Annotated in this window: 23 protein-coding genes; 9 read left to right on the top strand and 14 right to left on the bottom strand. The window is 65.9% G+C overall.

The window, feature by feature from the left end; genetic code table 11:
* Positions 1 to 78: 78 nt before the first annotated feature.
* On the top strand, positions 79 to 1659 hold the full coding sequence (locus FYJ28_RS07160; RefSeq protein ID WP_154578765.1) for a Na+/H+ antiporter: 1581 nt from the start codon (positions 79 to 81) through the stop codon (positions 1657 to 1659).
* Positions 1660 to 1672: 13 nt separating this feature from the next.
* Here FYJ28_RS07160 and FYJ28_RS07155 read toward each other — a convergent pair whose 3' ends face one another.
* The 3 genes from FYJ28_RS07155 to FYJ28_RS07145 are packed head-to-tail and all read right to left on the bottom strand — an operon-like array spanning position 1673 to position 4759.
* Positions 1673 to 2872, bottom strand: a complete 1200-nt coding sequence (locus FYJ28_RS07155) for an FAD-dependent oxidoreductase (protein WP_326831572.1) — start codon at positions 2870 to 2872, stop codon at positions 1673 to 1675.
* Positions 2836 to 3564 (bottom strand): class I SAM-dependent methyltransferase, encoded by a 729-nt coding sequence (locus FYJ28_RS07150; protein ID WP_326831571.1) that lies wholly within the window; start codon positions 3562 to 3564, stop codon positions 2836 to 2838. The genes FYJ28_RS07155 and FYJ28_RS07150 overlap by 37 nt, the downstream gene beginning before the upstream one ends.
* A 4-nt stretch (positions 3565 to 3568) precedes the next feature.
* Positions 3569 to 4759, bottom strand: coding sequence for a type III polyketide synthase (locus FYJ28_RS07145; protein ID WP_154578764.1), 1191 nt, complete (start codon positions 4757 to 4759; stop codon positions 3569 to 3571).
* Between the two features lie 237 nt (positions 4760 to 4996).
* On the opposite strand from FYJ28_RS07145, the gene FYJ28_RS07140 reads away from it, so the two are divergent.
* A complete protein-coding gene (locus FYJ28_RS07140; RefSeq protein WP_055239951.1) occupies positions 4997 to 6412 on the top strand; it encodes an MFS transporter in 1416 nt (471 codons plus the stop codon).
* 24 nt (positions 6413 to 6436) lie between these two features.
* On the opposite strand, the gene FYJ28_RS07135 is transcribed toward FYJ28_RS07140, so the two are convergent.
* Positions 6437 to 7363, bottom strand: a complete 927-nt coding sequence (locus FYJ28_RS07135) for a LysR family transcriptional regulator (RefSeq protein ID WP_326831570.1) — start codon at positions 7361 to 7363, stop codon at positions 6437 to 6439.
* Between the two features lie 156 nt (positions 7364 to 7519).
* Between FYJ28_RS07135 and mmsB the strand changes: the two genes are divergently transcribed.
* Positions 7520 to 8440 carry a 3-hydroxyisobutyrate dehydrogenase gene (gene mmsB, locus FYJ28_RS07130; protein ID WP_154578763.1) on the top strand — a complete coding sequence of 307 codons (921 nt, stop codon included), beginning with the start codon at positions 7520 to 7522 and terminating at the stop codon, positions 8438 to 8440.
* Between the two features lie 24 nt (positions 8441 to 8464).
* Positions 8465 to 9949: a CoA-acylating methylmalonate-semialdehyde dehydrogenase gene (locus tag FYJ28_RS07125; protein ID WP_055239953.1), complete on the top strand. Its 1485-nt coding sequence runs from the start codon at positions 8465 to 8467 to the stop codon at positions 9947 to 9949.
* A 5-nt stretch (positions 9950 to 9954) separates the two neighbouring features.
* On the opposite strand, the gene FYJ28_RS07120 is transcribed toward FYJ28_RS07125, so the two are convergent.
* Positions 9955 to 10704: a cytochrome c oxidase assembly protein gene (locus FYJ28_RS07120; protein WP_055239954.1), complete on the bottom strand. Its 750-nt coding sequence runs from the start codon at positions 10702 to 10704 to the stop codon at positions 9955 to 9957.
* A 142-nt stretch (positions 10705 to 10846) separates the two neighbouring features.
* Here FYJ28_RS07120 and FYJ28_RS07115 point away from each other — a divergent pair, with 142 nt between their 5' ends.
* Positions 10847 to 11143, top strand: a complete 297-nt coding sequence (locus FYJ28_RS07115) for a DUF503 domain-containing protein (RefSeq protein ID WP_055240099.1) — start codon at positions 10847 to 10849, stop codon at positions 11141 to 11143.
* Between the two features lie 116 nt (positions 11144 to 11259).
* Here the strand turns inward: FYJ28_RS07115 and FYJ28_RS07110 are convergent, their stop codons facing one another.
* Entirely contained in the window at positions 11260 to 12936 is a 1677-nt protein-coding gene (locus tag FYJ28_RS07110; RefSeq protein ID WP_154578762.1) for a thiamine pyrophosphate-dependent enzyme, read from the bottom strand.
* A gap of 213 nt (positions 12937 to 13149) precedes the next feature.
* Between FYJ28_RS07110 and FYJ28_RS07105 the strand changes: the two genes are divergently transcribed.
* On the top strand, positions 13150 to 15558 hold the full coding sequence (locus FYJ28_RS07105; RefSeq protein WP_326831582.1) for a Tex family protein: 2409 nt from the start codon (positions 13150 to 13152) through the stop codon (positions 15556 to 15558).
* Positions 15559 to 15573: 15 nt separating this feature from the next.
* Here the strand turns inward: FYJ28_RS07105 and FYJ28_RS07100 are convergent, their stop codons facing one another.
* From FYJ28_RS07100 to FYJ28_RS07090, 3 genes are read right to left on the bottom strand one after another with little or no spacing between them, the layout of a single operon-like run.
* On the bottom strand, positions 15574 to 15828 hold the full coding sequence (locus tag FYJ28_RS07100) for a hypothetical protein (RefSeq protein ID WP_154578761.1): 255 nt from the start codon (positions 15826 to 15828) through the stop codon (positions 15574 to 15576).
* Positions 15829 to 15853: 25 nt separating this feature from the next.
* On the bottom strand, positions 15854 to 16543 hold the full coding sequence (locus tag FYJ28_RS07095; protein WP_154578760.1) for an HAD family hydrolase: 690 nt from the start codon (positions 16541 to 16543) through the stop codon (positions 15854 to 15856).
* Between the two features lie 48 nt (positions 16544 to 16591).
* Positions 16592 to 17047: a very short patch repair endonuclease gene (locus FYJ28_RS07090; RefSeq protein ID WP_154578759.1), complete on the bottom strand. Its 456-nt coding sequence runs from the start codon at positions 17045 to 17047 to the stop codon at positions 16592 to 16594.
* A 127-nt stretch (positions 17048 to 17174) separates the two neighbouring features.
* On the opposite strand from FYJ28_RS07090, the gene FYJ28_RS07085 reads away from it, so the two are divergent.
* Together FYJ28_RS07085 and FYJ28_RS07080 are read left to right on the top strand one after the other, a co-directional pair.
* Positions 17175 to 18152, top strand: a complete 978-nt coding sequence (locus FYJ28_RS07085) for an asparaginase (RefSeq protein ID WP_154578758.1) — start codon at positions 17175 to 17177, stop codon at positions 18150 to 18152.
* Between the two features lie 124 nt (positions 18153 to 18276).
* Positions 18277 to 18513 (top strand): YegP family protein, encoded by a 237-nt coding sequence (locus FYJ28_RS07080; RefSeq protein ID WP_055239963.1) that lies wholly within the window; start codon positions 18277 to 18279, stop codon positions 18511 to 18513.
* A gap of 73 nt (positions 18514 to 18586) precedes the next feature.
* Here FYJ28_RS07080 and FYJ28_RS17530 read toward each other — a convergent pair whose 3' ends face one another.
* A complete protein-coding gene (locus tag FYJ28_RS17530; protein ID WP_268234988.1) occupies positions 18587 to 18718 on the bottom strand; it encodes a hypothetical protein in 132 nt (43 codons plus the stop codon).
* Between the two features lie 130 nt (positions 18719 to 18848).
* Between FYJ28_RS17530 and FYJ28_RS07075 the strand changes: the two genes are divergently transcribed.
* Positions 18849 to 20516 (top strand): FAD-binding dehydrogenase, encoded by a 1668-nt coding sequence (locus tag FYJ28_RS07075; protein ID WP_154578757.1) that lies wholly within the window; start codon positions 18849 to 18851, stop codon positions 20514 to 20516.
* Positions 20517 to 20581: 65 nt separating this feature from the next.
* Here the strand turns inward: FYJ28_RS07075 and FYJ28_RS07070 are convergent, their stop codons facing one another.
* The 4 genes from FYJ28_RS07070 to FYJ28_RS07055 form a co-directional block, all read right to left on the bottom strand.
* The gene (locus FYJ28_RS07070) at positions 20582 to 21139 is read right to left on the bottom strand and encodes a hypothetical protein (RefSeq protein WP_154578756.1); all 558 of its coding nucleotides are present in this window, start codon (positions 21137 to 21139) and stop codon (positions 20582 to 20584) included.
* Between the two features lie 179 nt (positions 21140 to 21318).
* Positions 21319 to 21924, bottom strand: coding sequence for a GNAT family N-acetyltransferase (locus tag FYJ28_RS07065; protein WP_442778577.1), 606 nt, complete (start codon positions 21922 to 21924; stop codon positions 21319 to 21321).
* Positions 21925 to 21934: 10 nt separating this feature from the next.
* Positions 21935 to 22741, bottom strand: coding sequence for an anti-sigma factor domain-containing protein (locus FYJ28_RS07060; RefSeq protein ID WP_154578755.1), 807 nt, complete (start codon positions 22739 to 22741; stop codon positions 21935 to 21937).
* Positions 22738 to 23331 carry a sigma-70 family RNA polymerase sigma factor gene (locus tag FYJ28_RS07055; RefSeq protein WP_055240102.1) on the bottom strand — a complete coding sequence of 198 codons (594 nt, stop codon included), beginning with the start codon at positions 23329 to 23331 and terminating at the stop codon, positions 22738 to 22740. Before FYJ28_RS07055 ends, FYJ28_RS07060 begins: the two co-directional genes overlap by 4 nt.
* Positions 23332 to 23408 lie beyond the last annotated feature (77 nt).

Genomic DNA, 23408 nt, shown 5'->3' with positions numbered 1-23408 from the left:
GCAACTAAACCTGGGAGGTTCCGTGACGAAACCCGGCCGGACTAGGCAGCCGCGTGCTGCCAGGAGAGGATTCCAGGCATGGAATTCCTGATCATGCTTATCGGACTGCTCTTTGGCACGGTGCTGGTGGTGGGGATCGGCGAACGCATCCGCCTGCCCTATCCGGTGCTGATGCTGATCTTCTCTGCGCTGTTCGCTTTCCTGCCGGTCATTCCGGAAATCCATATCGACCCGGAACTGATCCTGCCCCTGTTCCTTCCCCCGCTGCTCTACGCCGCAGCCCAGCGCAGCTCCTGGTCCGTATTCCGGCTCCGCTGGCGCTCCCTGGTGCTGTTGGCGGTCGCGCTGGTGGCAGTAACGGTGGGAGTGGTTGCCGGAGTCTCGTGGGCCATTGTCCCCGCGCTGGGCCTGCCGGCCGCGATAGCGCTTGGGGCAATCGTTGCCCCTCCGGACCCCGTGGCCGTCGAAGCCGTGGCCGGCAAGGTGAACATGCCCCGCAGGCTCATTACCGTCCTGCAGACTGAAGGCCTCTTCAACGACGCCATAGCGATCGTGATCTTCCAGGCGGCCGTGGCCGCTGCGGTGAGCGGCGGGGACGTGGGCTGGTCCATTGTTCCGAGTTTCCTCATCGGAGCTGCCGGCGCCGTCGTCCTTGGGCTGGGAATGGGCTGGCTGGTCGGTGCGCTGAACCGCTTTGTGCCCAACCTGGTGGCGCGGTCCGCAGTCACGCTGGTGGCGCCCTACGCGGTGTATGTCCTGGCCGAGGAGCTGCACTTCTCCGGTGTGGTCGCGGTTGTGGTCACGGCACTGGAACTGGGCCGCCGCGCCCGGCCGCAGGACTCGGAAGAGCGGCTCACCCGTACGGCGTTTTGGGAAGTCGTCGAGCTGCTGACCACCGGTGTTGCCTTTGGCCTGGTGGGCATCGAAATGCGGTACGTCATCGAAGACGAGGGCCGCGAGATCTTCGGTTACATTCCCGGCGTCGCAGCCGTATGTGCTGCCGTAGTGCTCGTCCGTTTCCTGTGGATGTACTGCCTGTACCGGTTCGGCGGGACAGAACGGCGCAACCGGGTGCCGGGTTCGGCCAAGGAAGTCCTGGTGCTTACCTGGTGCGGCATGCGCGGACTGGCGACGCTGGCGCTGGCGCTGGCACTGCCGTCCACCACACTCGCGGGGGAGCCCCTTCCCGGCCGGAACTTCATGATCATCGCAGCCGGATCCGTCCTGCTGGTCACCCTGGTGCTGCCCGGCCTCACCCTGCCGTGGCTCATGCGCCGGCTTAAACTGCCCAGCGACCACGGAGCTGTTGCCCGGCAGGAACGCGAACTCGCACGGCGGGCTGAACGGGTGGCCATGGAGACCATGAAACGGTCCAAGGCGGGAGACAAACTGCCGCCTGAACGCCGTGCCGCGCTGGCCCGCCGGATGTCCTCCCTGCACTCCATCCTGGAACGTGACTCCGAAGCCGATCCGCAGAAGATGCTCCAGCTCAAAGCCACCCTGGAGATCATGGATGCCGTACAGCGTGAAGCGCTTGCAGCGGCCCGGAAGGAAGTGCTGGCTGCCCGCAACCAGTCCGGAATGGACCCGGAGGCAGTGGACAGGGTGCTGCGGCGCCTGGATCTGCGCACCGTGACCCTGGACCGCGGCGGCCACTAGGAGCACCGCCCGGCTACTGCATGGTGAAGCGCTTTGCCACCAGGCCGGCCAGGCGCCGGGACCGGAACAGGCGCGCCAGCCCGGCATTGCGCGCCTGCATCAGCCGCGGCGGCAGCGGACGCCCGAGTGCCATGTTCAGGCGGGCCTGGGCGGAAGCGACGACGGCGGCCCGCCGGCGCCGCAGGTCAAAGGCAGCCAGCTGCCGGGTTACGTCGGCCCCGCCCACGGCAGCGCTGAGCAGCGGCGCCAGCTCTGCAGCGTCCAGCCAGCCCAGCGTCATGCCCTGCCCTCCGATTGGACTGACCTCGTGGGCGGCGTCGCCAATCAGCACCGTCCGGCCGTGCACCAGCTGCCGCAGGGCGGTTGTCCGCACTGAAAAGGCACTGAGCATGGTGCTGGCACCGGCATCGGGTTTCTTCCCGGTGCGGGCGGCCACGATTGTTGCCAGGTCCTTGGCATCGGCGTCAGACAGAAGCGTCCGGGTGTGCGCTACCCAGCGGCGTTTTCCGCCGGGAAGCGGGAAGGACTCCACAATTCCCTCCGGTTCCAGGTACAGGACGCCCACCGGCCCGTCTCCCGTGGTGTCCGGGAAATCACCCATGAGATAGGAATCCCGCAGCAGGGTGCCCGTGGCTTCGATCCCCAGCAGCCCCCGGACAGGGGAGCGGGCGCCGTCGGCGGCAACTACCCAGGAAGCGCGAAGGGAGAATTCTCCGCCCGGGCCGGCACCGGTGAGCGTGACCCCGGCGCCGTCGTCCCTCAGCCCCGTGACCTGGTGCCCTCGCTGCAGCGCATCCGGGTCCAGCTCCCGCAGCCTGGCCTCGAGCACCGTCTCGGTGCGTTCCTGCGGCAGCGCCACGACATAGGGATAGGCAGTGGAGGTCTTGCTGAAGCTGATGGAGATCAGGTCCCGGTCCCGGGTCCGGGCTGCCCCGCGGCGGATCTGCACCCCTTCGGCTGCGAGCTGCCCGGCGACTCCGGTTGCTTCCAGCGCAGCCATGCCGGGGGGATGGATGCCGATGGCCCGGGAATGGGAGCTGCGCTCCGTCCGCCGTTCCAGCACCCGCACCCGCAGCCCGTCCTGCAGCGCCAGGATGGCCAGTACCAGTCCCACCGGGCCGCCGCCCACAACTGCGACGTCAACGTCCCGCAGGTCCCCGTGACCGGAAGCAGCCATCACCGGCCGCTCCGGTACAGCAGCAGGTTCTGCCACGGGCGCTGCTGCCGGGTTTCCCACCCGGCGGGCGCAACCGCAGCCAGTTCCCCGGCGGTATAGCTGCGCCGGATCGAGGTCAGGCCGTCCTCACGGATGAAGGACCCGTGGAAGAACGGAAGGGTGCCCGCCGAAAACAATGCGTAGCCCCACCGGCTGCGCTCAATGTCGCTGTGCAGGGCCAGTGACCCGGCGAGTTTCTCCGAATCGGCGAGCAGGCCCCGGAACGCCGCATCATCGAGGTGGTGAAGCACGTGGTTGGAGAGCACGACGTCGAACACCGCACCTTCCGCCGCCAGGTCGGAACTGAGCGCGGCGCGGAAGGACAGGCCGGGCACCGGCCGCCGCGAGGCATAGGCGTGGGCACGTTCATCGGGATCGATGCCCGTGACCTGTACGGCGAGTCCGTCCCGGCGGGCCCAGCGCGCCAGCGCACGGGCCAGGTCCCCGCCGCCTGCTCCGATATCCAGGACCGTGCCCCCGCCCTTCACGGCCAGGACCGGGCGCACATACCGCCGGTAGTTGCGGCGCCAGCCGGACACGACGGCGTTGATCACCGGGAACTGGGCATAGGTGCGTTCCAGCCGGGCCAGGTCGCAGTCGGGGCTGTCCATCTGCTCTGCTGCGTTCACTGCCCGCCGGCTCAGGTCCGGCGGCAGGAACGGCGGTGTTTCGGTGTTCAGCAGGCTCACCGGATTATCCGACTGGCGCGGGAACCGGCTCAGCAGCCAGGGTGTGTTCCTCGGCTGCCGCTGCCGTTCCGGGCACACGCGTGAACAGCCCCGTTTCGACCGTCAGGCCCGGGCCAAAGGCCATGGAGCAGATCCGCTCGTTGCCCCCGTTGAACGGCTGGTCCAGGATGTGCTTGAGCACGAACATGACGGTAGCGGAGCTCATGTTGCCGAAGTCCCGGAGGGTTTCCCGCGCGGGCACCAGCTGCTCTTCGCTGAGCTCCAGTTTTGCTTCCACCTTGTCCAGGATGCTGCGGCCGCCGGGATGGATGGCCCAGTGCTCAATGTCGTTGTACGCCAGCGGGGCCAGGGAGGGATCCCGGGCCAGCAGCGGTTCAAGGGCGCCGACAATGTGGTCGTCAATGATGTGGGGAACATAGGTGCCCAGCACCATTTCGAAACCGTGGTCGCCAATGTTCCAGGCCATCGATTCCTCACCGACCGGCGTCAGTGTGGTTTCAAAGTGGTCCAGGACGATTGCCGGGCTCTCACCGGGAAGGTCGCGAGCGGTGATGACCGCGGCGGCGGCGCCGTCGGCGAACAGGGAGGAACCCATGATGATGTCAGGGTCGTTGGAGGAGCGGACATGCAGGGAGCAGAGTTCTGCGCTGACAACCAGTACCACGGCGTTGGGGTCGGCGTCGCAGAAGGACTTCGCTGCGCGCATTGCCGGGAAAGCCGCGTAGCAGCCCATGAACCCGAGGTGGTAACGCTGCACCGACGGGTTCAGGCCCAGGGCACGTACCAGTTTGTAGTCAGGGCCGGGATTGAAGAACCCGGTGCAGGAAACCGTGATGACGTGGGTGACATCCGCGGCAGTGATGCCGGGGCAGTTCTCGACGGCCTTGCGGCCGGCTTCAATAAAGAGTTTGGTGGCTTCGGTGGCAAAAATGTCGTTGCGGGTCTTGGTGGAGGGCATCAGCAGCAGTCCGGTCTTCGGATCGAAGAACTGCGGGTTTTCAGCCGTGGAGGAGAGAGTCAGCTCCTCCAGTGCCGTGCGGCGGGTGTCAATGGCAGCGGAATTGAAGCAGGTGTTCACAAGGCGGGTGCCCAGCCGGGTGAGTCCCGGCTGCGCGGCGAAAACATCGCGGACCTGGTTCTGAACCAGGACAGTAGAAGGGACAGCAGTTTCCAGTGATCTGAGCGTAACTGTCATCCTCCATTGTTAGGTGAACTACCTTCCGGGCACAATGGCACCGCGTGGCGTACCCGGTGTGTCCGGGGTCTGAAACCGTGCTGGAACACAATGGCCTGTGCATTTGTGCAGATACGCCATGCGGGATTGGCGATTGAGCGAGGTCACCGCGGGCACCATACTCTTCCTTACTCCGCCGGATGCCTTTGTGCCCGGTTGAGGCCGCAGTGTCAACGTGGACACCAAAGGAGAGAATGGATGAGCACTGATAATCCCAGGCGGACCGCACGCCAGAAGGCGCCGGTGCCGGAGGGCCTGCGCAAGGTCGTCGTGGCCTCCATGGCCGGAACAGTCGTTGAATGGTACGAATTCTTCCTCTACGCAGCGGCATCGACGCTGGTCTTTGCGCGGCTGTTCTTCCCCAACGCCAACACCGAACTGGACGGCATCATTGCCGCCTTCGTGACCTACGCCGTCGGGTTCGTTGCCCGCCCGGTGGGCGGAATCGTCTTCGGCCACTTCGGTGACAAGTTCGGCCGGAAGAAGCTGCTGCAGCTAAGCATCATCCTGGTGGGCGTCTCCACCTTCCTGATGGGCTGCCTGCCCGGCTTCGACTCGATTGGCTACTGGGCTCCGGCCATGCTGGTGGCGCTGCGCTTTGTCCAGGGCTTTGCCGTGGGCGGGGAATGGGGCGGAGCCGTGCTGCTGGTTGCAGAGCACAGCCCGAACAAATCCCGCGGTTTCTGGTCCAGCTGGCCGCAGTCAGCGGTTCCCATGGGCAACCTGCTGGCCACCGGTGTGCTGTTCCTGCTCTCCGCCACCCTCACCGATGAGGCCTTCCTGGGCTGGGGCTGGCGCGTGGCGTTCTGGCTCTCGGCAGTGATTGTGCTGGTGGGCTACTACATCCGCACCAAGGTCTCCGACGCACCGATCTTCCTCGAAGCACAGAAAGAGGTCGAAACCGAGGCGAAGGGCTACGGCGTCATGGAAGTCTTCCGCCGCTACCCGCGCGGTGTATTCACCGCCATGGGCCTGCGTTTCGCGGAGAACATCCTCTACTACCTGGTGGTCACGTTCTCCATCACGTATCTGAGGACAGTGGTGGAAACGGACACCTCGCGCATCCTCCTGCTGCTGCTGATTGCACACTTTATCCACTTCTGTGCAGTTCCGGTGGCAGGAAAGATGTCCGATGCGCTGGGCCGGCGGCCGGTATACCTTGCCGGTGCTGTCCTCGGCGCAACGTGGGGTTTCTTCGCCTTCCCCATGATGGATACGGCAAACGACCTGATGATCCTCTCGGCCGTCACCATCGGACTGCTGTTCCACGCCCTGATGTACGCCGGGCAGCCGTCCATCATGGCCGAAATGTTCCCCACCCGGATGCGTTACTCCGGGGTTTCGCTGGGCTACCAGGTCACCTCGATCGTCGCCGGGTCGCTGGCGCCGATCATCGCGACCTCCCTGCTGGCCCGGTACGACTCGTCCACCCCGGTGGCGCTGTACCTGCTTGGCGCCTGCATTGTGACGGCGATATCAGTCCTGGTGCTGCGGGAAACCAACGGCATCTCACTGCACGACGTCGATGCCGCCGACGCGAAGGGCACGGCAGACCTGCTGGCCGCGTCCAAGGCTGCAGAGGAAAAGCCCAGCCAGACGCCGGCCGACAAGTAGGCTGCACGCAAAAGCCGCTGCCCGTCAGAAGTCCAGATGCTCCTGACGGTCAGCGGCTTCTGCGTGGACGGCTTCAATGACTGCCTGCACCCGCCGGGAACGCAGGGCCTCCGGGCGGGCCACGGCCCAGATGGGCAGGCGGCGTTCAAAGGATTCCGCCAGCACGGGAACAAAACCGTCCCGGCCAGCCACCATGAAGTTCGGCAGCAGCCCAACGCCGGCTTCCCGGCGCACCGCTTCGACCTGGGCGAAGATGCTGGTGGCCTGGAAACTGGAACGAGGTTCGGGCAGCCCGGTGGAACGGTGGCCGAGTTCCTCGACGAGGAGGGCGGATTCGACGTAGGAGACAAAACAGTGTTTGGCCAGGTCCGCCGGTACATGCGGGGTTCCGTGGCGCTGGAGGTAGCCTGGAGCGGCGTAGAGCCGCAGGACATAGTGGCCCAGCAGGATCGCCTGGGCGGTCCTGACATCGGTGTGGCCAACCACCACCTCCAGGTCAACGCCGGAGCGGTTCTGGCTGACCTTCCGGGTAGCTGAGAACATTTCCACGCTGATGTTCGGATGCGAGGCCTGAAGCCGGACCAGTGCCGGGGTCACGAACTCGGCGCCGAACCCGTCCACGGTACTGATCCGCACAACTCCTGCCAGCGGGTCAGCGTCCTTGGCCAGTGTGCAGCGCAGCGCGCCCAGGCTCTCCTCGATGGCTTCGGCTGCCCGGACCGCCTCGGCTCCAAGCGCCGTCAGTTCCCAGCCGCGGGGCGTGCGGGAGAGTGTTCTTCCGCCCAGCTGTTTCTCCAGGGCGATGATCCGCCGCGAAACGGTGGTGTGCGTGGTTCCGAGGGTTTCGGCCACGGCGGTGAAGCGGCCCAGCCTCGCCACGGTGAGGAGGATCAGCAAATCGTCGGGACTGGGCAGGCGGCCGGCGGTGTCCAGGATGCTTCCTCCTCCCACAGCTGTGCACGGCTGCACATAGGGTCTGTGGATTCTGGTCTTGAACGCACTCTAGCGCAGGTGCCAGTCTGGTTCCGCGGCGGACGCGCGGCAGCACCAGAGCAGCACAGACCCAGCACAACTCAGGCAGCACCAACTAGGCAAAGGAGCTTAGCGATGGCGGAAGTGGGATGGATCGGACTGGGGAACATGGGTGCCCCGATGGCCGCGAACCTGGTGAAGGCGGGCCACAATGTCCGTGGCTTCGACCTCAGCCCCCGGGCAGTGGCTGCGGCAGAAGCCGCAGGAGTGCAGGCCGTGGGCAGCATCGCCGAGGCAGTTGCCGGCGCCGACGTCGTGTTCACGATGCTTCCCAAGGGGGAGCATTCCCGTGCGGTGTACCTTGAGCCGGACGGCGTGCTGGCATCCGCGTCCACGGAGACGCTTCTGGTTGACTCCTCAACGATCGACGTCGAGTCTGCACAGGTAATTCACGACGCCGCTGCTGCCGCGGGATTCCGGTTTGTCGATGCCCCGGTCTCCGGCGGGATGAGCGGCGCCGAGGCCGGAACGCTCACCTTTATGGTGGGCGGGGCCGAGGACGCGGTGGCCGATGCGTCCGGGTTCATTGAGCCGATGGCAGGGAATGTGATTCCCACCGGAGGACCCACCACCGGGCAGGCCGCAAAGATCTGCAACAACCTCATGCTCTTCATCAACCTCGCCGCGACGGCAGAAGGGGCTGTCCTTGCAGACCGGCTCGGACTGGACAAGCAGGTGTTCTGGGACATCGCCTCTGTCTCTTCCGGGGACAGCTGGGCGCTGCGCACCTGGTACCCCGTGCCCGGCGTTGTAGGCACGGCGGCGTCGAACAATGACTTTGAACCGACCTTCACCACCGAGCTGGCGAACAAGGACATCAACCTGGCGATCGCCGCTGCGCAGGACACCGGCACCCCGCTGGAGATCGGTGAGCACGTCCAGCAGCTGTTCTCCCGGCTGATCGACGCCGGCCACGCCGGCAAGGACTGCTCCATGATCGTCAAACTCGTGGACGGTTCACTCACCGGCACGCCCGACCAGGTCCCCGCGCCCTAACGGCGCCGTACGAATCGAGAACCCATGCAGCGCATTCCCCACGTCATCAACGGACAACACGTCACCGACGCTGAGCGGTACGGCCGGGTGTTCAATCCCGCTACCGGCAGCCAGGAGAAGGAAGTGGCCCTGGCCTCGGCAGCCCGCGTCGAAGAAGCGATCCAGGCCGCCCAGGCAGCGCTCCCGGCCTGGCGGGCCACCTCGCTGGCACGCCGGACAGCGATCTTCTTCAAGGTCCGCGAGCTGCTGACCGAACGCAAGGCCGAGCTCGCGGCGATCCTCACCAGCGAACACGGCAAGGTCCTCTCCGACGCCGAAGGCGAGATTACCCGCGGCCTGGAGAACATCGAGTTCGCCTCGGCGCTGGCCCTGAGCCTGAAGGGCGAACGCTCCGAACAGGTCGCCTCCGGCGTCGACGTCCATTCAATCCGCCAGCCGGTGGGCGTGGTCGCCTGCATCACGCCGTTCAACTTCCCGGCCATGGTCCCGCTGTGGATGATCGGCAGCGCCCTGGCCTGCGGCAACACAGTGCTGCTGAAGCCCAGCGAAAAGGACCCCTCGGCGTCCGTGTTCATTGCGGAACTCTTCGCCGAGGCAGGCCTGCCGGACGGTGTGCTCAACGTGGTGCACGGGGACAAGGAAGCCGTGGACGTGCTGCTGGAACACCCGGGCGTGAAGGCGGTCAGCTTCGTGGGATCCACCCCCATCGCCCGCACCATCTACCGGCGGGCAGCGGAACACGGAAAGCGGGTGCAGGCCCTGGGCGGTGCCAAGAACCACATGGTGGTGCTGCCGGACGCGGACCTGGACATGGCTGCCGACGCCGCGGTCTCGGCTGCCTACGGCTCGGCAGGGGAGCGCTGCATGGCTGTGAGCGTGCTGGTCGCGGTGGGCAGCATCGCCGATGACCTCGTGGAGGCTGTGCGCTCGCGGATGGTGGACCTGAAGATTGGACCGGGAACCGACCCGTCCTCCCAGATGGGACCGCTGATTACTGCGGAGCACCGTGACAAGGTTGCCTCCTACGTCGCCGGTGCGGCCGAGGAAGGCGCCACCGTGGTGGTCGACGGGCGGGACGAGCAGTTCGACGGCGGCGGCTTCTTCCTGGGCGTCAGCCTGCTTGACCATGTGAAGCCGGGTATGAGGGCCTACGACGACGAGATCTTCGGTCCGGTACTCTCCGTGGTCCGGGTGGAGACGTACGCCGATGCGGTCCAGCTGGTGAACGAGAACCAGTACGGCAACGGTACCGCGATCTTTACGCGCGACGGCGGCGCCGCCCGGGCATTCGAGTTCGACGTCGAGGCCGGCATGGTGGGCGTCAACGTGCCCATTCCGGTGCCCGTGGGATCGTTCTCCTTCGGCGGATGGAAGGACTCGCTCTTCGGGGATACCCACATGTACGGACCGGATTCGATCCGTTTCTACACCCGGGGCAAGGTGGTTACCACCCGCTGGCCCGACCCGTCGACGTCGGAAATCGACCTCGGTTTCCCGCAGGTGCTGTAGCCCGGTCAGGCGCGTCGGATCTGGGGCAGCAGTGGGGCCGTGCCGCGCTGCTGCCCCAGCAGGAGAAGTGCCAGCACTGCCTGCACGGCGAGCCCGGATACCAGCAGGACCAGCGCGCCGGCTGTGCTGCTGTTTCCCTCCGGCGGAACTACCAGCAGCCCGGCCGCCAGTCCCGCGTGCACGGCCGCAGCTGTCACCAGAGCTGCCGCACGCAGGCGGAAACTGTGGGAGACCGGTGCCGAATCCAGGACTGAGGCAGTGAAGAGGCAGCCAGTCGCCGCCAGATAGGCGGTGACCATCCAGTGCACCGGCATGGATTCCTGCATGGCACCCAGCAGCGGGGTGTGGAACATGCCCCACATGCCGGCGGCAACCAGCGCTGTGGCCGTCACCGGGTGCGTGAGGAACCTGGCCAGCGGCCCGTTGACCGCGCGGCGCAGGCGTGCTGCCGGAACGTCGTCGAGCGTCAGCAGTGCCAGATCGGCCGGGCGTGAAACCACAATCAGCAGCGGCCCGGCCATCCCGGCCAGGACGTGGGAGAGAGCCAGCGCACCGAAGTCCGAATGTGCCCATCCGGCCAGGGGTTCAAGCACGGTGAGCAGCACGGCCAGGACTCCGGCAATAAAGCACACCAGCCGCCAGGGCGGCCACTGGCCGGACTTTTTGGAAACCACTCCGGCCCAGTACGCGGCGACGGCTGCAACCGCCGGAATCAGGAACAGGGACTCCGCGGGAAAGTCGCCGTGGTTATGCATGCGGTACTTCCCTGCGGGTCGTGAAACGCACTGCCTGGGAGGCCGTCATGCTTTCGAAGCTAACACCGCGCCGGTCCCGGTTGAACCCTGAAGCGAAAACCGGAACGTTGACAGATCCGGATCAGCGGCGAGGATGGACACCATGTGGACGGGGACGCTTGAATTCGATCTGCTGCTTGACGATGTCCATTCGCTGAAGCAAAAACGGTCACTGGTGCGCCCACTGGTTGCTGAACTGCAGCGCAAGTACTCTGTCTCCGCTGCCGAGACGGGCCAGCTGGACCTGCACCGGCGCGCAGAAGTCGGCATTGGGATCGTGGCTGCGGACCGGGCCCACGTCGTCGAAGTCCTGGACAGTGCTGAACGGCTGGTGGCATACCGGCCAGAAGTACAGCTGCTCAGTACCCGCAGGCGGGTACTGAGCAGCGAGGACGAGTAAACGGAACTGGACTGGACGGCGAGGGGAAGACCCAAAGGGTTGCAGGCACGCTGCGGGACGGCGGTAACTAGCCGGCGGGTGTTCCCCGGGGCGAGCAGGGCCCGGGGAACGCGTGCCTAGTACGCCTTGACCCGCTGCTCCACGAGCAGGTGGATCAGCGCGAACTTCTTCTCGCTGTCGATAGCCCTCAGCGCCGCCTCAACGGCAGCCGGCACATCGGCGTCGTTCTCCACCCGCACACCAAAGCCGCCGAACGCCTGCGCCATCAGCGCGAAGTCCGGGTTCTTCAGCTGGGTGCCGGAGATCCGGCCAGGGTAGTGGCGTTCCTGGTGCGTACGGATGGTGCCGTACTCCTGGTTGTCCATCACGATCACCAGCGGTGTGGCACCGTACTGGGCCGCTGTGGCAAGTTCCTGCCCGTTCATCATGAACTCGCCGTCACCGGCAATCGTGACGACCCTGCGTCCGGGTTCCGCCAGCGACGCCGCGATGGCGGAAGGTACTGAATAGCCCATTGAACCGTTCCGGGCGCTGAGCATCGAGGCGTAGCGGCGGGTGGGGAAGTAACGGTGAGCCCAGTTGGTGTGCTCTCCGGCGCCCAGCGTGATGACCGCATCCTCCGGCAGGCTGGGCACCAGGTTGGCCATGAGGGTGTCCATCCGGGCGGGGCCGTTGGCGGGCTCAGCCGGCGGCAGGGCAGCGAACTTCTCCTGTTCCTGCCGCATGCGGGAGGTCCACGCCTTCCACTCGTCCTTGACCGGCAGGTCCATCATCACCAGGTCCCGGACGAAGACATCCGGCTTGGCGACGATCTGGTAGGACACGGGACCGGAGCGGCCCCGCAGCGAGGGGTCGATGGTGACCAGGAAGTTCTTTTTCTCCCAGTCCTGCCGGACCACAAAACCATCGGTAATCACATCGCCGGGGACGGTGCCCACAAAGATCAGCAGGTCGGTTTCCTCGAGCAGGTCGTAGGTGGGCTTGGGGCGGCCGTAGCCGATCGGCCCAACGTACGACGGCGAGTCGAAGGAGACGGTGCCCTCGCAGCGCCATTCCGCGGCGGCAGGAAGGTGGTGTTCTTCCAGCCAGCGGGTGAGGGTTTCGGCACCCTCCTGCGTCCAGTCATTGCCGCCGGTGACGAACAACGGCTTGTCCGCGTCCTTCAGTGCAGCCTGCAGGGCCTTCCAGTCCGTTACGGTCATGCCGCCAGGGGCCACCGGGATGGGCGGATGGAGGGCGCCGCTGATTTCTTCCCGGATGATGTCTTCCGGCAGGCCGATGACGACGGGGCCGGGGCGTCCGCTCATGGCCGAGAAGAACGCCTCTGCCACGATCTCGGACGCGCGCTCGGGGTGGTCCAGGACCATGACGCGCTTGGCCCCGGTATCAAACCAGGCCTTGATGTCGAATTCCTGGAAAGCTTCGCGATCCCGGTGCTCGAAGGGGATGAGGCCCACGAAAAGCACCATGGGTGTGGAGTCCTGCCACGCAGTATGAAGTCCCACGTGCGCATTAGCCGCCCCTGGCCCGCGGGTGACCATGGCGACGCCGGGGCGCTGGTTCATTTTTCCGTCAGCCTCGGCCATGTAAGCCGCGCCGCCCTCGTGCCGGCACACCACGGTCTCGATGGGACTTTCGTGCAGCCCGTCCAGGACGTCAAGGAAGCTTTCTCCGGGCACCACATAGGTGCGCTGAACGCCATGGGCAATAAGGGAATCGACAATGACATGGCCGGCGGACTTCACCCCCTGCCCCTGGGCAGCGGAAGGACGTACCGGAGCACTCTGAGTCATCTTCGACCTTTCTTCATTAAGACTTACGACTGTGGCTTCCGGCGCGGCGTTGCGGCGGAGCGGGCGTTCCTATGTTGTACCCCATGCGCTCCCAGGTTCCGCAGATGATGTGCCAATGTGTCAGCGAAGGCTTTGCATGCAGCATCCGTGGGGGTGCGGGATTCTCGGCAAAAGGGGCCGTCATGAGGAACAATTGGGCGGGTGAGTCTCACCGTGCCTTCCCAGTCCCAGCCCAGCCCTGCCGCTTCCGCCCAGCTGGACGGCGCCGACCGGATCTATGCGCAGATAGCCGCCGAGCTTGGCGTGGCGTCCTGGCAGGTGCGTGCCGCCGTCGAACTGCTGGACAGCGGCTCCACCGTTCCCTTCATTGCGCGCTACCGCAAGGAAGCGACCGGCACCCTTGACGACACCCAGCTGCGGGAACTCGACGAGCGCCTGCGGTACCTGCGCGAACTCAGCGACCGCCGCCGGGCCATCCTGGAAGCCATCCAGTCCCAGGGCAAGCTCACGGACCAGCTGCGTACGGCGATTGAAGCCGCAGACACCAAGTCCCGGCTGGAAGACATCTACCTGCCCTACAAGACCAAACGGCGGACCAAAGCCCAGATCGCCCGCGAAGCCGGCCTGGAACCGCTGGCCGATGCCCTGCTCGCCAACCCTTCCCTGGTTCCGGAAACGGAGGCCGCCCGCTATGTAGGGGAGGGCGTCCCGGATGCTGCCGAAGCCCTTGCCGGTGCCCGCGCAATCCTGGTGGAGCGTGCCGGGCAGGACGCCGACCTGCTGACGGACGCGCGCGAGAAGCTCTGGAAACAGGGAAGGCTGCGCTCGCAGGTCCGCCCCGGGAAGGAAAGCGAGGGGCAAAAGTACGCCGATTACTTCGACTTCGCGCAGGCGCCGTCGGGCATGCCGTCCCACCGGGTGCTGGCCCTGCTGCGTGCTGAAAAGGAAGGCATCGTAGAGCTGGGGCTCGCCGAAGCCGATCCCGCGGACGGGGATGCCCTCGCTGCAGCCCGGCAGCGCTTTGAGAATTCAGTGGCTTCCCGGTTGGGAGTGGCTGCCCGCGGTGGCGCAGCCGATCCGTGGCTGCGCCAGACCGTGCAGCTGGCCTGGCGCCGGATCCTGGCCAAGCTCTCCGTTGATCTGCGGGTGCGCCTGTTCCAGGACGCGGAAACCGAGGCTGTCCGGGTCTTCGCCGCGAACCTGCGCGACGTCCTCCTCGCTGCTCCGGCCGGCAACCGTGCCACCCTCGGGCTGGACCCGGGGCTGCGCACGGGCGTGAAGGTCGCCGTCGTGGACGGCACCGGGAAAGTGGTGGACACAGACACCGTCTATCCGCACGCTCCTGCCCGCCGCTGGGACGAGGCACTGTCCCGGCTGGCAGCACTGGTGCGCAAACACCGGGTGGAGCTGGTGGCCATTGGCAACGGCACAGCGTCGAGGGAAACGGACAAACTGGCTGCTGAACTTATCCTGGCGGTGCCGGAGGCAAAGCTGCAAAAACTGGTCGTCTCCGAGGCCGGCGCCTCCGTGTACTCGGCGTCGGCACTCGCGGCCGCAGAGCTGCCGGGTATGGACGTGTCCCTCCGCGGCGCCGTCTCGATTGGCCGCCGGCTGCAGGACCCGCTGGCCGAACTGGTGAAGATCGATCCGAAGTCGATCGGTGTGGGGCAGTACCAGCACGACGTCACCGCAGCGAAGCTGGACCGTTCCCTGGACGCTGTGGTGGAAGACTGCGTCAACGCCGTGGGGGTGGACCTGAACACGGCCTCGCCGGCATTGCTGAGCCGGGTGGCCGGCATTGGTGAGCTGCTGAGCGAGAACATTGTGGCCTACCGCAACGCCAACGGTCCCTTTGCCAGGCGGGCAGACCTGAAGAAGGTTCCGCGCCTGGGCGCCAAGGCCTTTGAACAGTGCGCGGGATTCCTGCGCATCACCGGAGGAACCGAGCCGCTCGATGCCTCCAGCGTGCACCCGGAGTCCTACCGGATTGCCCGGCGCATCCTCGACGCCGCCAACGCCAGGATGTCCCCGGCCGGTGCCGATCTCTCCGGCCTTGACCCTGCGGCCTTCGTCGACGAGTCCACCGGCCTGCCCACGGTCCTGGACATCATGGCGGAGCTGCGCAAGCCCGGACGTGACCCGCGTCCGGCGTTCCAGACGGCAACCTTCTCCGAGGGGATCGAGAAGATCTCCGACCTGCGGCCGGGGATGGTGCTCGACGGCGTGGTTACCAACGTGGCAGCCTTCGGCGCCTTCGTGGACATTGGCGTGCACCAGGACGGGCTGATGCACATCTCGGCCATGTCCTCCAGCTTTGTTTCAGACCCGCGCGATGTGGTGAAGTCCGGCCAGGTGGTGAAGGTCAAGGTCATGGAGGCGGACCCTGAACGCAAAAGGATCTCACTGACCCTGCGGCTGGAGGATGAGGTGCCCGCTGCCGGGGAGAGCTCCGGCGGCCCGCGCCCCCGTGTTGTCTCCAGACCGCAGGGCAAGAACCAGCAGGGCAAGAACCAGCAGGGCGGGGCAAAACCCAGGGGAAGCAAGACAGGCAACGCGCCGCGGAAGCCCGCGGCTCCGGACAGCGCAATGGCCGAAGCCCTGCGCCGTGCCGGCCTAGCCTAGGGCCGTTCGGAGCGGCTAACCGTCCGCACTGTCCGGTTCGTTCAAGGCGTCCTCGGGGTGCCGTGCCTGCCCTCCCGGTTCGTCGTCATCGCCGGAATGCGCCGGCGGCACCGTTCCGGCTGCATGGGTGCCCTGCGCCTCACGGATGTTTCCGGCGGATTCCTGTTCCTGCCCGGGCATACGCGGAGCGCCGGTGGGTTCCGGCTGCGGAGCGCTGGGGCCCAGGGGATCCTCGGCCTCGTTGGCCGGACCGGTGGGTTCGGTGGTCATAGCAAGTCCTTTCGGATGGGGTGTGCTAGCCGGCGTCGGTCTGGCCAAGCAGGCTGTCCTGCAGGTTCTGCAGCAGCTCGCGCGGCGAGGCGCAGACCTGTTTGGCTCCGGCGTCGAGCAGTTCCGCTTCGCTGGTACCGCCGCAGGTCAGGCCGATAGTTGGGATCCCAAGAGCCGCAGCGGACTTTACGTCCCACACGGAGTCGCCCACGAATACGGTCGCCTCCGCCTCCAGATCAGCGGAATCCAGCGCCGCCTGGAGGATGTCCGGAGCAGGTTTGCTCTCATCCGCATCGGAGGAGCTGGTGGCGCTGCTGATCGCATCGTCGGCATCGATTGCCCGGCGCAGTGCCTGCAGTTCCGGTTCGGAGGCAGAAGAAGCCAGCACGACGGCGAGGTCGCGGGACGCGCACGCGCGCAGGAGTTCGGCGGCGCCGTCGAAAGCACGGAGGAAAGGCCAGGAGGTGGAGAAGATCGCCCCGTGGCTTGAGTCGAGTTTTTCCTCCACCTCGGCTTCGGGGTCGCTGCCGAGCAGATGCCCAATCAGTTTGTCCCTGCCCATGCCGATGGCCCGGTGAATGTTCGCCATCGGAATGTCATAGTCCAGCCGCCGGAAGGCCTGCCACCAGGCGACGGTGTGGAGGTAATTGGAATCAACGAGTGTGCCGTCCACATCGAACAGCACTCCGCGCAGCGGCCGGGAGCTTTCAGTCATCACGTATCCCTCGGGTTGGCTGCAGTGTGTCTGAAGAGTCTAACGAGGTCATGCCTCATCGGGTGCGGACACGGGCTTGCCGGGCGGTCCGAGGAAAGCGATCAGCTCATATTCCAGGGCACTGGTATTGCGCAGTTCGCATTCCCACACCACCAGCGCTTCCCAGCCTGCTGTCCGCAGTGCCTGCAGCGCAGCCGCGTCGCGGGCTACCGTCCGGGCCCGTTTGGCGGCCCAGAACTCCGGGTTGGTCGCGGGGGCATGGGTGCCCGCCGGGCATGAGTGGGTGTGCCAGAAACACCCGTTGACGAAAATGACTTTGCGCCGGCCGGCGAAAACCAGGTCCGGTTTGCCGGGCAGCGCACCCCCGCGGGCTGCACCGTGCAGCCGGAAGCGGTAGCCGGCCCGGTGCAGCAGCTGCCTCACCTTGAGCTCGGGTTTGGTGTTCTTGGACCGGATGCGGGACATGTTCCGGCTGCGCTGTTCTGCGGAGACCGTATCTGCCATGCCGCCAGTCTAGGTCCAGCTGCAGGTTTGCCGTCGGCAGCCGGCGGAAAGGCCGGAGCTCCTAGGCAACGGGTCCTCCGCGGGCATATGTTGGCTGTGGTGTTGCCGGCGAGAGGACAGCAGTTCCATGGCCCACATCAGAATCTTGGCGACCGGGGGAACCATCGCGTCGCACTCGGGGCGGGACGGCGCCGCATCGGTTGGACGCGCGGAGGACATCACGGCATCCCTGTCCGGGCGGCACAGTTACTCCGTCCAGGACATCACGAATGCCAACAGTTTCCGGCTGCGTCTTGCGGAGGTCCGCGCGGTTGCCGAGGCTGTCCAGGCTGCCGTGGCGGACGAGGGGGTGGACGGCGTCGTAGTTACCCATGGCACGGACACCATGGAAGAAACAGCCTTTCTGCTGGACCTGGTCCATGACTCGCGCAAACCCGTCGTCTTCACGGGAGCCCAGCGTCCGGCGGACAGCCCGATGGCAGACGGCCCGGCGAACTTGGAAGAGGCCGTCACCGCCGCTGCGGCCAGTGGGCTGCGCGGAGCGGGTGTCCTCGTGTCCTTTGCCGGTCAGATCCGGTCCGCCCGCGGCATCCGCAAGACCCATACGGTGGCAGCAAACCCGTTTGGGGGCGGCGTCGAGGTGGCGCACTTCGTTGCCGGTGCACTTCACATCACCGCCGTTCCGGTCCGCCCGGCCCCGCTGCCGCTGCCCGGCGAGGACTTCGACAACGTCCGGGTGGAGATCATCGTGTGCGCGTTGGGGACCACCCCGGACCTGTTCAGCCATGCAGTCCATACCGGCGCTGACGCCGTTGTGCTGGCAGGCACGGGAGTCGGCAACGCCGGTGCCGGTTTTGCCGAGGCGGTGCAGGACGCCGTGCGCGGCGGATGCCCCGTAATCCTGTGCAGCCGGGTGCCCGCAGGTCCGGTGGTTCCTGCCTATGGTGCGGGAGGCGGACTGGACCTGGTGCGCGCCGGTGCCATTCCGGGAGGAGACCTGGCACCCACCCAGGCGCGGATGCTCGCGGCCCTGCTCACGTCGCTGCCCGCCACACAGGATGAAATCCTCCAGGCACTGACCACCGGCACTTCACGGAATAACTAGGGCTGCCGTGCCTAGGTCTCGATCCGGCATCGACCGCCAACAGTTGCCGTCCAGGGGGTCCTAAAATCCATCAGTCGGCTTAGTATTAACGGCACTGATGGTACCCCTTACAAGGAGGTAAGAGATGTCGGGCTACTTCAAGCTGGTGGACGCCCACGACGGCGCTTTCCGGATTAAGCTCATTTCCGGCGACGGAGCACTCATGGCAGTGTCCGCGATGTTCCCCACCAAGGAAGCCGCGGCTGCGGGCATTGAGCAGCTGCGGGAGATCGCAGGAACCGGACCAGTTGTGGACCACAGCAGGGATGCCGATGTCGTGGCAGAGGCCAACCGCAATACCGGCAGGGCCAAGGCTTCCTGACCTGCCGCAGGCAAGACGTTTAGGCCTTTCGTTCCCGACGCCCGTTTAGGACGCCGGGAACGGGAGGCCTTTGTTATGACTGCCCCTCATCTCCCTCCGCGGCGTCCTGGGAATGTTCCCGGCCGGCTTCCGGCTCGGACGTTTCTCCGCCTTCAGACGGGCTTTCGTTGTGCGTGCGGTCTTCGTCATTCGGAGTGGTGCTCATGAGTGCCTCCAATAGCTGGGTTTTGGCCTCGGTTTTTCAAGTCTAGGAACCTGCGGTCCGTCCCAACAGGGGCGGCGGGTGTCCCGGATGGTCCCTAGGCAGAGTCCGGAAGTGCCGGTAGCGTGAGCGGATGCAGCCAAAAGACGCAGATGTCATTGTGGTGGGGGCCGGGCTTGCCGGGCTGGTGGCCACGGCCGAACTGGTGGACGCCGGGCGTTCCGTGATCCTGGTGGAGCAGGAAGGCGAGCAGAGCCTGGGCGGGCAGGCCTGGTGGTCCTTCGGAGGGCTCTTCTTCGTGGACTCCCCTGAACAGCGACGTCTGCGGGTGAAGGATTCGGTGGAACTGGCCTGGCAGGACTGGCAGGGGACAGCCGGGTTCGACCGGGATGAGGATTACTGGCCGCGGCGCTGGGCCGAGGCATACGTCCACTTTGCCGCCGGTGAAAAGCGGGCGTGGCTGCACCAGATGGGACACCGGGTCTTTCCCGTCGTGGGCTGGGCGGAACGTGGCGGCTACGGAGCCACCGGACCGGGCAACTCCGTGCCGCGGTTTCACATCACGTGGGGAACCGGTCCCGGAATCACCGCACCCTTTGAATCCAGGGTGCGCGACGGCGTCGAACGCGGTCTGGTGCGCTTGGCCTGCAATCACCGCATGCAGTCCCTGGTCAGCACCGCAGGAGTGGTCACGGGCGTACGCGGATCGGTCCTGGAAACGACGGCGTCGCCGCGGGGCCGGTTTGCAGAGCGGAACACGGTGGGCGACTTTGAGTACTCCGCCGGCGCTGTAATAGTCACGACCGGCGGGATAGGCGGGGACCATGACCTGGTGCGGTCCGCGTGGCCGTCACGGCTGGGAACGCCGCCCGGGGCAATGCTCAGCGGCGTGCCCAAACACGTGGACGGACACGGGATCAAAGCTGCCCAGGCAGCAGGCGGACGGGTGATCAACCCCGACCGCATGTGGCACTACGTAGAGGGAATCAAGAACTGGGATCCGGTTTGGCCAAACCATGGGATCAGGATCCTGCCGGGACCGTCCTCCCTGTGGCTCGACGCCGCCGGAAACCGGCTGCCCGTCCCGCTCTTCCCGGGCTTCGACACCCTGGGCACACTCGAGCACCTTCGGCGCACGGGACATGACTACAGCTGGTTCGTATTGAACAAGGCGATCATCCGCAAGGAATTCGCGCTTTCCGGCTCGGAGCAGAATCCCGACCTGACCGGCAAATCAGTCCGCGGTGTCCTCGGCCGGGCTACCGCAGACATCCCCGGACCGGTCCAGAAGTTCCTGGACCACGGTGAGGACTTCCTCACGGCCGGCAGCGTCCCGGAACTGGTGGCGGCGATGAACGCCCTGGCCAAGTCCTCCACGGACGGCAACGCCCCTGTTCTGTCAGTGGAAGCCGTACTGAACGAACTCCAGGCGCGCGACCGGGAGATCGCCAACCCATTCAGCAAGGACGGCCAGGTCACTGCCATCCGGGGCGCACGGGCCTACCTGGGGGACCGGCTAATCCGGACCGCAGCCCCCAGGCCGATCCTGGAGCCCAGGGACGGTCCGCTGATTGCCGTCCGGCTCTCCGTCCTGACGCGCAAGACCCTGGGAGGACTTGAAACCGATCTTGACTCCCGCGTGCTTGATGCGGAGGGTAAACCAATTCCGGGCTTGTTCGCCGCCGGGGAGGCTGCAGGCTTTGGCGGCGGAGGCATGCACGGATACCGCTCCCTGGAAGGAACGTTCCTGGGTGGCTGCCTGTTTAGCGGCCGGGCAGCCGGACGGGCGGCGTCCCGATAAACCCGGGAGGCAAGAAGGGCCGGTACCGCGTATGCGGTACCGGCCCTTCTTCAGACTCGGGAAGGTTAGGCTCCCGGGTTGTACTTCCTGAACTGGCGGAAAGCCTTCGACGCGTTGAAGTACTCGGTGGACGGCTTCATCCACAGCATGACGACGGCGACGATCGGCAGCAGGATGCTGAGCACGGTCAGGAGAGTCATCAGGGCGCCGGCCGTGGACAGGTTAATCAGGCCGAACGCGCCAAGGGCCGCGAAGACGGTGGCAACGATGCGCGCCCAGTTGTGCCCCTTGCGGATGAAGAAGGCAACCAGGAGTGCGATTACCACGCTGATGGCGGAGAAGAAGATGGTGATGGCCGCAGTAACCGCGATGATGGCGTCCATCTCCGAGCCGCTGATCGGCGTGGTGCTGGTCTCCGCGAGCATTTCCTTGAACTCAGAGGAGTTCATCCAGGAAAGAGTCACGGGAATGCTGATGACCGAGACGACTGCCGCGGCGATCAGCAACCAGAATCCCAGGTCAACCTGCTTCGGGCGCACCGGCGCAGGCGGTGCTGCGGGTGCCTGGTTGCTTGAGTACGCGTTGTAGCTGTAGTTGTTTGCCGGAGGCTGCTGCTCGGACATGATTCCCCTCATTGAAGTCTGCGATGCACGTATTTACCGGCAGTTGTGGAAACCACCGATGCATGACAAGACCAGCCTACTGAGCAGGAGTTCTTTCTACCTCCCCAAAAAGGCGGAGTTTTCAGGAAAAGTCCCACTGGTCACTGGGCCGCCGGAACTAGAAACGGCTTTGCCCGTGTTTAGGCGGAAGCAATCCGGTGCTTGAGGCCAAGGCGTACCGAGGACCACTCACTGTCCAGGATCGAAAACACAACCACATCACGCCGTGAGCCGTCCACCCAGATTTCGTTGGACCGCAGCACCCCGTCCTGTTTGGCTCCCAGCCGGGCTATCGCGGCCCGGGAGGCGTGGTTGTGCCAATGGGTACGGAATTCAACCGCAATGCAGTCCAGTTCCTCGAACGCACGGGTAAGGAGCAGGTACTTCATCTCTGCGTTGATCCCGGTTCGCTGGGCGCTCGCGGCAAGCCAGGTGGAACCAATCTCTACCCGGCGGTGCTCGGCCTTGATGTTCATGTAGGTGGTCATGCCGCAGAGCGCACCGGTATCCAGCCGCCGAATCGCCCAGGGCGCCATTGTCCCGGCTGCCTGCTGCTGCAGTCTGGACTGGACCTCCGCGGCCATGCCCTCCGGAGTCGGAATGCGGGTGTACCAGAGGTTCCACAGATCCCCGTCCCGGACGGCTTCAATCAATCCGGGAACATGATCAGCAGAGAGCGGTTCCAGACGGACCGTTTTGCCCTCTATCGGGACGGGCGTTGAAAAACCGGCAACAGGCATCGACATAAGGCCAATCCTAGGATTCAGGGAACTCCACGGCGGCGATCAGCGGGAACGTCGGAGTGGCGGATCCGCCTTCGGGCTCGATCGTCAGCGCTGCGCCGCCGGCAGGCACAAGATCTCCCGTGAGCCAGGTCCGGACTGCTCCGCCGGAGAACCGCACATCGGGCAGCGCAGCTCCATCATCCAGGAGCCAGAGCTGATATTCCTTGCCGGTTCCCGGGTCCGGCAGTCCGGAGGCTACGAACAGGGCGGAATCCTGCTCCCTGGAGTAGACGAGCGTTGCCGGCTCGCCATTGACGTCAACACTCTCCGCGGTGACGTCAGCCGCGGTCAGCAGCCGATTCTCGCGTTGCTGTTCCTGGGCCGCCGCCTGTTCCTGCTGCTGGCGCTCCTGTTCAGCTCCCAGACTCCAGCCGGCAACGGCGATTCCCGGTATGAGCACTGCGGCGGCAGCAGCTGCCAGCAGCCGCCGGTTCCGGCGCTGCCGTCGCTCCTGCAGCGAGGAAACCCTATTACCCGGCGGGGCTGCAGGCTCCTCGACAGGAACTGCTTTCAGCCGGCTATCGGTCCCGGGCCTAATACCGTGGATAGCTGAAAGCACGGACGCCCTCAGCTCAGCGGGCGGCTCCGCCGCCGCGGCTGATGCGAGGTGTTCACTGGCCTCGGCGTAGCCCGCAACCTCCTCGCGGCACTGGGGACAACGGGCCAGGTGCTTCTCGAAAGCCGCGCGCTCCGCAGGTTCAAGTGCATCCACGGCGTACAGGGCAGCCAGCTCATGCAGATCGGCGGCGCCTGCGCCGTCGGTGTAACCGTTGTTCATGGCTGTCCCCCCAACGCCGACCGCAGGTTGCGTAAGCCGTCCCGGATCCGTGCCTTGGCTGTGCCCAGGGGGATATCAAGCTGCCGGGCGACCTCTTGGTATGTGCATCCCTGATAGTAGGCCAGGCCAAGAGCCTCACGTTGAAGCGGCGTCAGCGCGGTAAGCCCGGCACGGACCTCTGTCACGTCCATAGCCTCTTCGACTTCCTGCCAGGTTTGGTCCGGTGACGTGATGTTCTGGCGGCGTTCATAGACTTCTTCACGGTCCCGTTCCTTCACAACCTGCCGAATCCTGTCCACGGCGCGCCGGTGCGCCAGCGTACACAGCCAGCCCAGCACGGTGCCGCGTTCCGGGACGAAACTGCCCGACTGCTGCCAGGCCATGAAGTACACCTCCTGGGTGACTTCGGCTGCCATCTCAGGAGAGCGGGTGACTCGCAGAGCCAAACCGTAGACCTTCGGGGAAGTGGCATCGTAGAGCGCTGCGAAGGCGGCTTCGTCTCCCAGGCTGCTGCGCTGCATCAGCTCCACGAGCAGCTCAGCGCCTGCCGGATCCCGGGGCTGCCTGCGGCCGGTATCAGGATCGGTCATCGGCTCCCACTGGGTATCCCTTCGGCGGATCCCCGGCTTCGGGGCGTTTCTGAACTCTGCCACATCCACCTCCGCGG

It is taken from the genome of Arthrobacter sp. BL-252-APC-1A (assembly GCF_009696625.1).
Taxonomy (GTDB): Bacteria; Actinomycetota; Actinomycetes; order Actinomycetales; family Micrococcaceae; genus Arthrobacter_B.
The sequence above is the reverse complement of the archived record's forward strand: the minus strand, read 5'-3'. Positions and strand labels throughout refer to the sequence as shown.

Bases quoted from the DNA above. Each gene is read 5' to 3' on its own strand.
- FYJ28_RS07160 (WP_154578765.1), top strand. From the start codon at position 79: ATGGAATTCCTGATCATGCTTATCGGACTGCTCTTTGGCACGGTGCTG.
- FYJ28_RS07145 (WP_154578764.1), bottom strand. From the start codon at position 4,759: ATGACAGTTACGCTCAGATCACTGGAAACTGCTGTCCCTTCTACTGTC.
- FYJ28_RS07140 (WP_055239951.1), top strand. From the start codon at position 4,997: ATGAGCACTGATAATCCCAGGCGGACCGCACGCCAGAAGGCGCCGGTG.
- mmsB (WP_154578763.1), top strand. From the start codon at position 7,520: ATGGCGGAAGTGGGATGGATCGGACTGGGGAACATGGGTGCCCCGATG.
- FYJ28_RS07125 (WP_055239953.1), top strand. From the start codon at position 8,465: ATGCAGCGCATTCCCCACGTCATCAACGGACAACACGTCACCGACGCT.
- FYJ28_RS07120 (WP_055239954.1), bottom strand. From the start codon at position 10,704: ATGCATAACCACGGCGACTTTCCCGCGGAGTCCCTGTTCCTGATTCCG.
- FYJ28_RS07115 (WP_055240099.1), top strand. From the start codon at position 10,847: ATGTGGACGGGGACGCTTGAATTCGATCTGCTGCTTGACGATGTCCAT.
- FYJ28_RS07110 (WP_154578762.1), bottom strand. From the start codon at position 12,936: ATGACTCAGAGTGCTCCGGTACGTCCTTCCGCTGCCCAGGGGCAGGGG.
- FYJ28_RS07100 (WP_154578761.1), bottom strand. From the start codon at position 15,828: ATGACCACCGAACCCACCGGTCCGGCCAACGAGGCCGAGGATCCCCTG.
- FYJ28_RS07095 (WP_154578760.1), bottom strand. From the start codon at position 16,543: ATGACTGAAAGCTCCCGGCCGCTGCGCGGAGTGCTGTTCGATGTGGAC.
- FYJ28_RS07090 (WP_154578759.1), bottom strand. From the start codon at position 17,047: ATGGCAGATACGGTCTCCGCAGAACAGCGCAGCCGGAACATGTCCCGC.
- FYJ28_RS07085 (WP_154578758.1), top strand. From the start codon at position 17,175: ATGGCCCACATCAGAATCTTGGCGACCGGGGGAACCATCGCGTCGCAC.
- FYJ28_RS07080 (WP_055239963.1), top strand. From the start codon at position 18,277: ATGTCGGGCTACTTCAAGCTGGTGGACGCCCACGACGGCGCTTTCCGG.
- FYJ28_RS17530 (WP_268234988.1), bottom strand. From the start codon at position 18,718: ATGAGCACCACTCCGAATGACGAAGACCGCACGCACAACGAAAGCCCG.
- FYJ28_RS07075 (WP_154578757.1), top strand. From the start codon at position 18,849: ATGCAGCCAAAAGACGCAGATGTCATTGTGGTGGGGGCCGGGCTTGCC.
- FYJ28_RS07070 (WP_154578756.1), bottom strand. From the start codon at position 21,139: ATGTCCGAGCAGCAGCCTCCGGCAAACAACTACAGCTACAACGCGTAC.
- FYJ28_RS07065 (WP_442778577.1), bottom strand. From the start codon at position 21,924: ATGTCGATGCCTGTTGCCGGTTTTTCAACGCCCGTCCCGATAGAGGGC.
- FYJ28_RS07060 (WP_154578755.1), bottom strand. From the start codon at position 22,741: ATGAACAACGGTTACACCGACGGCGCAGGCGCCGCCGATCTGCATGAG.
- FYJ28_RS07055 (WP_055240102.1), bottom strand. From the start codon at position 23,331: ATGACCGATCCTGATACCGGCCGCAGGCAGCCCCGGGATCCGGCAGGC.